The 8,015-nt window shown below is 53.0% G+C and carries 11 protein-coding genes and 1 pseudogene; 1 reads left to right on the top strand and 11 read right to left on the bottom strand.

The genetic code is table 11. The features are described from left to right. Positions 1–537: 537 nt before the first annotated feature. From IPI80_RS15770 to IPI80_RS15740, 7 genes are all read right to left on the bottom strand, one after another. Positions 538–1,098, bottom strand: a complete 561-nt coding sequence (locus tag IPI80_RS15770) for a hypothetical protein (RefSeq protein WP_413861751.1) — start codon at positions 1,096–1,098, stop codon at positions 538–540. Positions 1,099–1,145: 47 nt separating this feature from the next. Beyond that, positions 1,146–1,484, bottom strand: a complete 339-nt coding sequence (locus IPI80_RS15765) for a hypothetical protein (protein WP_413861749.1) — start codon at positions 1,482–1,484, stop codon at positions 1,146–1,148. A gap of 1,035 nt (positions 1,485–2,519) precedes the next feature. Next, a complete protein-coding gene (locus IPI80_RS15760; RefSeq protein ID WP_413861746.1) occupies positions 2,520–2,780 on the bottom strand; it encodes a DUF4113 domain-containing protein in 261 nt (86 codons plus the stop codon). 54 nt (positions 2,781–2,834) lie between these two features. Then, on the bottom strand, positions 2,835–3,008 hold the full coding sequence (locus tag IPI80_RS15755; RefSeq protein WP_413861744.1) for a DUF2789 family protein: 174 nt from the start codon (positions 3,006–3,008) through the stop codon (positions 2,835–2,837). Between the two features lie 123 nt (positions 3,009–3,131). Next, the gene (locus tag IPI80_RS15750; protein ID WP_413861742.1) at positions 3,132–3,335 is read right to left on the bottom strand and encodes a hypothetical protein; all 204 of its coding nucleotides are present in this window, start codon (positions 3,333–3,335) and stop codon (positions 3,132–3,134) included. A gap of 288 nt (positions 3,336–3,623) precedes the next feature. After that, the gene (locus tag IPI80_RS15745) at positions 3,624–3,860 is read right to left on the bottom strand and encodes a hypothetical protein (protein ID WP_413861740.1); all 237 of its coding nucleotides are present in this window, start codon (positions 3,858–3,860) and stop codon (positions 3,624–3,626) included. Positions 3,861–4,485: 625 nt separating this feature from the next. Beyond that, positions 4,486–4,971, bottom strand: coding sequence for an acyl-CoA thioesterase (locus IPI80_RS15740; RefSeq protein ID WP_413861738.1), 486 nt, complete (start codon positions 4,969–4,971; stop codon positions 4,486–4,488). A 244-nt stretch (positions 4,972–5,215) separates the two neighbouring features. Between IPI80_RS15740 and IPI80_RS15735 the strand changes: the two are divergent. After that, positions 5,216–5,664, top strand: a pseudogene (locus tag IPI80_RS15735) (DUF1178 family protein). A 37-nt stretch (positions 5,665–5,701) separates the two neighbouring features. Here IPI80_RS15735 and IPI80_RS15730 read toward each other — a convergent pair. The 4 genes from IPI80_RS15730 to IPI80_RS15715 all read right to left on the bottom strand — a co-directional run. After that, positions 5,702–5,995 carry an XRE family transcriptional regulator gene (locus IPI80_RS15730; protein ID WP_413861736.1) on the bottom strand — a complete coding sequence of 98 codons (294 nt, stop codon included), beginning with the start codon at positions 5,993–5,995 and terminating at the stop codon, positions 5,702–5,704. Positions 5,996–6,111: 116 nt separating this feature from the next. Further along, positions 6,112–6,567 carry a site-specific integrase gene (locus tag IPI80_RS15725; RefSeq protein WP_413861734.1) on the bottom strand — a complete coding sequence of 152 codons (456 nt, stop codon included), beginning with the start codon at positions 6,565–6,567 and terminating at the stop codon, positions 6,112–6,114. After that, positions 6,486–6,929 carry a hypothetical protein gene (locus tag IPI80_RS15720; RefSeq protein WP_413861732.1) on the bottom strand — a complete coding sequence of 148 codons (444 nt, stop codon included), beginning with the start codon at positions 6,927–6,929 and terminating at the stop codon, positions 6,486–6,488. Before IPI80_RS15720 ends, IPI80_RS15725 begins: the two co-directional genes overlap by 82 nt. A 34-nt stretch (positions 6,930–6,963) precedes the next feature. Then, the coding region (locus IPI80_RS15715) for a phage integrase family protein (RefSeq protein WP_413861730.1) at positions 6,964–8,015 on the bottom strand (1,052 nt) is incomplete at its 5' end.

The following is an 8,015-nucleotide window of genomic DNA, read 5'->3' as shown; positions in this document are numbered from 1 at the left end:
CTCTATCGAACGGGCATCGTGAATCGCACTGCGAGCTTTGGCATCAACAATTGGCGTGTCAACTACAACCGCGTCAAGGTATGAAAACAGTGCACATAGCTTCTTCCTAGAATAGGCGCCAGCCGAAGTGATACGTAGTCTGTCCGCTCCCTCATCCTTCAAACCTTCCGGCGAAGATAGAAGTCCTGTCAAAAGCGCGCCTTATATGAGGCAAGACTTGTTCCACGGTGAAGCCAGCTGATTGCATGAAATCCAGCAACAAATGACGCTCTACGAATCCGTGGCGTCCACCGACCTGACCGGCTCGCTCCACATAGTCCAACATGAGTAGCATCGCAAAATGCTCCTTGCTCGTCGATGTACCGATGTCATATGTTTGGAATGGGAGAATCCGACGGGTTATAGTGCTCCGCGTCCTTATAGATCACGGCACGGATGAATTCATGCAGTGGAAGAAGATAGGTTCCACGGTTTTCAATTGCGTTTAGGATCTTGGCGCTATCGACGTGACCACTACCTAGAAATGACCCGACATACCTAAGTGATTCCCGAACATTGCCGGCACAATATATTGTCGATGAACTCTATTATTTCGGTCTGGGTATCGAACGCTCGAATAAGCATACGCAGATAGTTCTCCAGATTCTTTGACGCCAATGTGATGCCATCCAGTCCGGGGAGCTTGCCAGAATTCACTAACTGAGTAAGTGCGAACTCAAGACGCTTCTTAATGACCATGTCAATTCGGGGCGGTTCAATTGTGAATACGCGAGGCTGGTACGCTGCTAGTGCTCCACGTGCCCGAGAAAGGGCGAAAGTTTCAGGCCGAAGTGAAACGAAGGCAGTGACTGGCCAAGTTGCAGCCATGCTCGTGGCAATCAAGAAGACTTCTTCTTGAAAAGCGGGTGGACGCTGATCAACGTTATCGAGAAAAATAACGACCTGCCGCTTTTGCCCACGGAATATATGTTCCAACGAGTGTCTGACGTGCTCCTCATCGTTCTTAAGCAAATCACCTAAGAATTCGATTTCCTTGAGTTTGAAAACATCAGGAGCGCTTTCCTTCAGATCCGCATAGATGCCCTTGGCGAAGTCCATGAGGCGCTGGTGATATACGCCCCGAACGAAGTTCCTCTCAGAGATATCTACGTTCTCGTTTTCTCGAGCTGGCGAATGATCTCGGCCGAGGTATAGCCCTTGGGGGTCGGTAGAAACGGCAGCTTGACACCATAGTCGATGAACAGCACAAGTGATCGACTGAACTCCTCCTTGGCATCATTTTTTACAAGGTTTCGAATGAAGGTGGTTTTCCCAACACCAACGTCACCTACCAACAAGATTGGTCTCTTGCTCAAAGACGCGGCAAGTACATCTTTGGTCAATTGGGGGTTCGTGCCCTTCTTTCCGGTCGCTGGTGACGTAGATACACCGGCTTGACTTTCAAAGAAGGTGGTGTATCGCGTTCGCAAAAGCTCCTTGCTCACGAATGCGTACGGGGATAACGCGCCACTTTGGCAATAGGCATCCTTCAGGAATTGTTCTTCGATCTACAGGAGATGTGTAACGATATCGTCGAAAAAAAGCCGCCCAGATTTGCAGCTCGGTCGCGATCGGATTCACTGCTCTTGTATCCGGGATAGTCGGGAAGCCCAGAGGAGAGTTTCTAGGAGGCGGAACGTGCGTTGTCTTAGTGAGTACTGCTTTCAAACTTCCCTCTGCGAGTGCTTCGGGCGTTACGAGGTCCCACAGCTGTCGGAAATTCTCACGCATGCTGTCTAGGCTCGGATAGGCAACACACTTTCCTTTGTCAGAGGTTATGCTGTCTATACGCGCACCAAGGAGAAATACCCATTGTCTCCCGTTGGTTACCGCTGCGTACGGAATGCCTCTCTTTTGGCAATATCCGACCGCTTGGTCAATGGCATCGGCGAAATCTTTATTTTTCTCAATTAAGGTTTCAACCCTCAGAATGCTTTTATCGATAGTCGTAGGGAGCGTGAATCCAATTGACTCTCGTTTAGCCTCTACCAGCAGCTTAACTGGAGCGCCGCATTCATAGTCTGTGAAGTCGCCGCGATGATGTTTCTCGACACTAACACCCTTACGATCCCAAAACAGTACTTCCGTTAAAACTCGATCAATAATTTGAAGCGCGCCGTAGCCTCATTGAAATCGTTCAACTGCTCGATGTCCTCAATGATTCTTTCCAAGCTTGTTTTGGCAGCTTCGTAGTTATTCATGATTAGTTGTATGGGTGAGTAGGACGCATCTTAACTATGGCCGGTGAGACACAGAAAGTTCAGTTTTCCATGCGTAGTCTTTCTCATTCAGCACGCTCCCTTTCTAACATATCAAATGTCCCCTTTTCGGCAATTAATCTAGGTGCACACATGACCGCTTTGGGTCGGTGGTTGTCTTCCAGTTAGGACCAGACAGCGCGCTCTGAATATCGTATGCACTAACTTCGATTAAACAGAGCGCTTCGTGGCGGATCTCATCATCGGTTTGGCAATGAACAGTCAAGCCAGCACCAGCGGAATGTCCGCCCAGCGTGTGGTGTACCCCGGCGTCCTGCGTTCTTGTTTCATGGACCACTGTCTCCTGTCACCCGCAAGTCCAGCACTTGCCATGAGCACCGTTCCTCGACCAAAGCTCTGGATCAAATTGTTCAGCGCTCCCTTCAACTTTGTACGGTCTTCAGAACGGTCATCTTTCAGATCAAGCTCACCTTGCGGTTGGGTCAGCGTTCTCCTGCAAATTGGCCCCGCCTGGCATTTCACTCAGTTCAATCGCACGGCGAGCTGATCAACGACTTCAGACCACTCGCAGTCGCATTAGATGGCCTGCTTCAAGAATTGGGCCTGTGATGCATTCCAGTAGGGGGCGTGGTGCAGAACGATGCCGTGTGGCAATCTGTGATTCTCTACAAACTGATCAATGTCCTGCGCACCACTGGGCAATCCGAGTTGCAGAAACAGGTTTGCGATATCGTGAGAAATGGTTTCCATAGGGGCTTTCCATGAAGAAGTTCCAGGCTCATGCTGCCATCACAGTAAATGGCTTGTTGCTAGCGTGGTGATTGCAAAACAAATCTTGCGACAATATGCTGCTCGCACAACATCAGCGCGGGTTCAATAAAACAGGAAATCAACACCATGGCAACTGCAAAAACCAGCAGCAAAGGCTGCTGCAACTCCAACCGTCAAGACTGCCGCCAAGGCAGCAAAACCTGCGGTCAAAGCCGCTGCGAAGCCAGCAGCCAAAGCTGCTACTAAAAAGGCTCCAGTCTCCAAGGCGGCCAAAGCCATCGCCAAGATCAGCGCAAGCATTGCCAAGCTGACTGAACGCAAAGACAAACTCGGCGCAGAGATCAAAGCCCTGCGCGACCAGCGCGCCGCGCTCAAAGCTGCTCCAGTAGCAGTTGCCGCTCCCGCTGCAAAGAAGGCTGCCAAGAAGTAATCACTTCTAGCGACTCAGTCGCGCATGCAAAAGAGGCCCTCATGGGCCTCTTTTTGTTTTGTTTTTGTGCTGCTTGCATACGCAACGATTTCAGAAACGTCAAAAAACTAAAAGGGCGCCAGGTTACCCCAGCGCCCCCAAACCGACCAACAGTTTGAAACCGATTACTTGGTCACCGCTTCCGCAGCTGGCTTGGCAGCAGCCTTCTTCGCATGGGCGTGCTTGACCTTCTTGGCCACTGGCTTGGCCTCCGGTGTAGCAGTAGCCGGTGTGGCCACAGCGGTCACGGCAGCCGTTGTGACAGGTGCTGACTTGGAAGTGGTTGCAGGAGCCTGCGCAAAGGACGCAACAGCAACGCCGCTCAACAAGGTAGCAGCAATAAGGGTCTTGATATTCAACATGGTTAACTCTCACTCATCATTGACAGTCGCATAAGCTCCGACCATCTCGAGCGACCCGGCGTTGTCTGCCGGGCTTGTAACCACAACGCCAGGGTTTCTCCTGGCGTTGACTGCAATTACCTTTGTTTACAAGCCATGTTTCCTTGCGCGTTTGGAAGGACATGTCCTTGCAACACTGCGTTCAACTGGCAGATATACCGCATCCACCTGCTCTTCCACCATCAGGGTGCAGCTCTCCAGATCATGGACAACACGCGACTGAAAAGCCTTCTGCATCGGAAGCCGTTGCAATGAGTTGGGCGGTGGCCTGGGTCGAGCGCAGCGGCTATCCAGATTGAAACGCGTTGTCAAACAGTGGGTTGGGCATCATGTAGAACACGGTGACTCCTTTGAGAGTTAACTGCTGCAAATCCGAAGGACTTGCCTATAAGAGTTATCGACTCAAACAGTGCTCATGCATGTCCCGATAAAACAGTCAAAAGAGGCCTTACTTAGCCCCTTGTCATTGGCGCTGAAGGTTTGAAAGTCCATTGACACAAAATTGGACATCCTCCTCTCTGGTACATGACGGTTCGTGTCTTATGAGTGGTCTATTCAGTGGCGTGCCTCATAGGCATGCAAGACCCTACTGACTGTGCTGCGACTGAGTCACTTCAATGGGTTGTGTGACAACTGCAGGGAGATAGATCTCGGAGAACTCACGAGGCATGCGCCTTGGTCGTCCGGATCCGATTTCAATGCAAACGAGATCCCAATGTCCGCGCAGCACTGTCAGTCCGTCACTGTTTCGAATCAACTGCAACCCGCGCTCCATCGTCAATTTGCCGTCACTGCCGGTAAGCCAGGTCGCCAAAGTGAGTGGCTCACTTATCTGCGTTGGGAGCAAGTAGTCATATTCACCGCGTCGTATGGCCATGGCACGGTCGAGTTGGTGGTAGTTGACCAAACTCAAACCCAGGGACTCCGAATGGGCCCAGCCAATCATTTCACACCACTGCACGTAAACCGCATTGTTGGTGTGATTCAGACCGTCGATGTCCTGTATGCCTGGAACGCAGGGCAGGATGAAAGGGTGTGGGTAGTCCCAATTGAGTAGATTGGTTTCGGCCATATTCGTATTGACTTGTTCTTGTTTGAGGTTACTACTTCGACCATAAGCAATCCGATGGGCGATACTTCAGGACATATCGTTGATTTGAATGTTTTTTTGCCGTGATGATGTCCTTGATTGGAGCCCACTATTACATGCTTGGACCCAGAGCTATTTACTCATTTGGTTCTGGTGCCTCTGGGACAGTTGCCCTTTCGGGTCGCTCGAAAGTCGTGCGCTGTAGAAACAGTCGCGCAGGAATGATATGAAAGTACTGGACCTTCAGTGCGCCAACAAGCATGTGTTTGAAGGATGGTTTTCATCTGAAGCCGATTTTCAGGACCAACAAGGAATGGGTCAGGTCGAGTGCCCGGTTTGCGGTAACGCCACTGTGGTCAAGATGATCAGCGCACCCAGATTGAACTTTGGCAGCGAGCGTGAAGCGGTTCAGCCCTCGCCAGAAGTTGCATCTTCTGTTGTGACAACCCAGTCATTGCAAGCGGCATGGACCGCAGTGGCTCAACTCGTTAGGCCAATACCGATGATGTAGGCGATCAATTTGCCGAGGAAGCCCGAAAAATTCATTACGGCGAGGCCGAAGAACGTGGCATTCGTGGCAAGGCCTCCCGTGCCGAAACTGAGTCCTTGATTGAAGAAGGTATTGCCGTCATGCCGTTGGTATTGCCTGAATTTCTCAAAAGACCGTTGCAGTAAGTCACCATGTGACCGGCCATCGTCGGCACGACAAACTCTAGATCGTTGGCATGTTTGTTTCTTCCGCGTCAGCGGGTGAATCTCTTTTGGCCAAGACGTATTCGGAATGGGTCCCGGTAAGAAGTTGGAACATGGCGAAGATCGGTCCCGGCATATTGCGAGGGTCACTTGTGCTCTCCAGCGCCTGCCAGGTTCTGGACTGCAGCCCTCCCCTGCTCCCCGTCTGGACGGGGTAGCCCATCAGTGCGGCAGCATCCACCTGACTCAATCCAGTTTTGAAGCGTGCCGTCTTTAGCTCTTCGCCACTTGGGCTTGGCAATTCAATGCGCATGATCATTTCTCAACGTATGAAGGGGTCGCTCAACAGCGAGGCGTTGTTAAGAGTTTTGATGATCTCAGAAAAGTTCACGCTTCAATCCCCCATGATTGTTTGTCTCTCTTATTAATCTACGCAGCGACCCTGCGCTTCATCGCTCTGACCGCCTTTATCTTTCTGGCCAGTTCCTGCGTCGAATAAATGGACGTCGTATCAATGCTGGCATGCCCGGCCAACTCGCTGGCCACCTCAATCGGTACCCCATCCACCAACGCCTGGCGCACGAAGGTGTGGCGCATCCAATGTGTACTGGCCTTCTCAAACCGTTTTTCGTCCAGTCCTGCCTGGGATGCCGATTTGGCCGCGTGTTTGAAGAATCGCTTGAGCACGGCATAGATGCCAGACGCCGACAAGGCTGACCCAGCTAACTCGGTTCTGGCGATCGTGACGAGTTCACCGCCCTCCCCTCGTTTCCACTGCGGTACCGACGCCCCTAGAGTTCGGATCAGCGGCAGGTTGTCTTTGTCAGTCGCGCCCTTGTCCTCTTCCAGAAACTCGCCGCCATGCAGCGCCAGGAGCTTGACCACATCCGGATTGAGCGGAACTTCGCGTGTCTTGTTGCGTTTTCGGTGACGGTCAGGATCCAGGTTTCTGGCAAATCCGGTAGGGCTTCAATACGCAGGTCCTTGTGCCTGGCCTTGGCCAACTCATCCAGGCGAATGCCGGAAGTGACGAGAAGCTCGAGAATGCATTTCAGGCGCAGACGTTCCGGACCGACAGGTTGTGCATCCACACAGGTCAGTACGTGGGCCCACTCGGCTTCCGTGAATGAACGGCGGATGTCCATCTTGGAAGCCGGCAGGTCAAAGCCTTTCATCAGCGAACGCATCGGGTTGGCCACCAGGTAGCCTGCATCAACCAGTCCCCCAAAAAGGGTCTGCAGTATCACCAGGGCCTGCTTCTGTGAAGCCGCACTGGGTTGGCTACGGAAGGCTCTCCAACCCGGATCGGTGCGTTTGAGCGGAACACGCTGCATCCAGGTGGCTGGTACCGCCTGCAGGAATTCCCGGTACTTCCTGACAATCGGGTGAGTTCACGCTGGACAGGGGTTTCTTGAGTACTTGTGCACACCACAGCAGAAAGCGCTCTGCCTCTTTGCGGTAACTGCGCTGGGTGGACGGCTTCTCGTTGTACCGGGACAGCCAGGCGCTCACCGCTTCCAGGTCATTCTTGGCACCCAGGGTATTGGCCATGTGGGAGCGGAAGTCCCCCTGCCCTCCGGCCAGAGTCGGTGTGGCTTGCATATGTTGCATGGCACTGGCCATCAGCGTTCCGGCTCCAAACTGGCGCACCGCGAGCGAATCCTGTCCCACCGTTGGCAGCAAGGAACCTACGCGCAACTCGCGTTTGGACTTGGGTTCATGCACGCTGGCCGACACCAAAAGGTTCAAGCGGTCCTGCTCCAGGATCAGCCAGTGCACGACTTGCTTTGCGCGCTGGGCACCAAATCCCTTGATCGTGGAATACCAGCGGTGGCCATACACGTTGATGAAACGCACCAGGTCACCCAGAGTGATGATGCCCATATTGCGCAGGCATTTCACAACCGGTCGGGCAAACCAGGATTCCAGTCGGTCGGTGGCGGTGGGCAGAACTGAGAGCACGGTTTCCAGGTAGTTGAGTGCCCTCACCCGCTCAGCCACCGGGTCCTTGAATTCCGAGCCCGCCTCGATGGCGTCCACGTTGTCCAGACCGAACGCTGCCTTGTACTCGGCCAGCAACTCGGCCTCGCTCCAACCATCGGGGTCCATGCCTTCGGATGTGATCCACTCGTCCAGACTGGGAAGTGTTACTGCCTTGGGTGGTGCCGCATCGCTGCGTAGCAAGTCCAGCAAATGGTGATTTGAGAATGCGATGCAAAGGGTCGCGTCGTGTTGACGACCGGCTTCGATGATGCGCTTAAGGAGGGCTTCCCGGCGGTTCTGTACGTAGCGCGAGGTCGGTGGATTCCGACCAGGCCAGTAGCGATCAAAGG

The sequence above is a fragment of the Candidatus Aalborgicola defluviihabitans genome, from assembly GCF_016705985.1.
Lineage (GTDB): Bacteria > Pseudomonadota > Gammaproteobacteria > Burkholderiales > Burkholderiaceae_C > Allorhodoferax > Allorhodoferax defluviihabitans.
Note: the sequence above shows the minus strand (reverse complement) of the source record. Positions and strands in the feature narration are given on the sequence as shown.

Excerpts from the sequence above, each read along its gene's own strand:
- IPI80_RS15770 (WP_413861751.1), bottom strand. The coding sequence starts at position 1,098 with ATGGACTTCGCCAAGGGCATCTATGCGGATCTGAAGGAAAGCGCTCCT.
- IPI80_RS15755 (WP_413861744.1), bottom strand. The coding sequence starts at position 3,008 with ATGGAAACCATTTCTCACGATATCGCAAACCTGTTTCTGCAACTCGGA.
- IPI80_RS15745 (WP_413861740.1), bottom strand. The coding sequence starts at position 3,860 with ATGTTGAATATCAAGACCCTTATTGCTGCTACCTTGTTGAGCGGCGTT.
- IPI80_RS15740 (WP_413861738.1), bottom strand. The coding sequence starts at position 4,971 with ATGGCCGAAACCAATCTACTCAATTGGGACTACCCACACCCTTTCATC.
- IPI80_RS15730 (WP_413861736.1), bottom strand. The coding sequence starts at position 5,995 with ATGCGCATTGAATTGCCAAGCCCAAGTGGCGAAGAGCTAAAGACGGCA.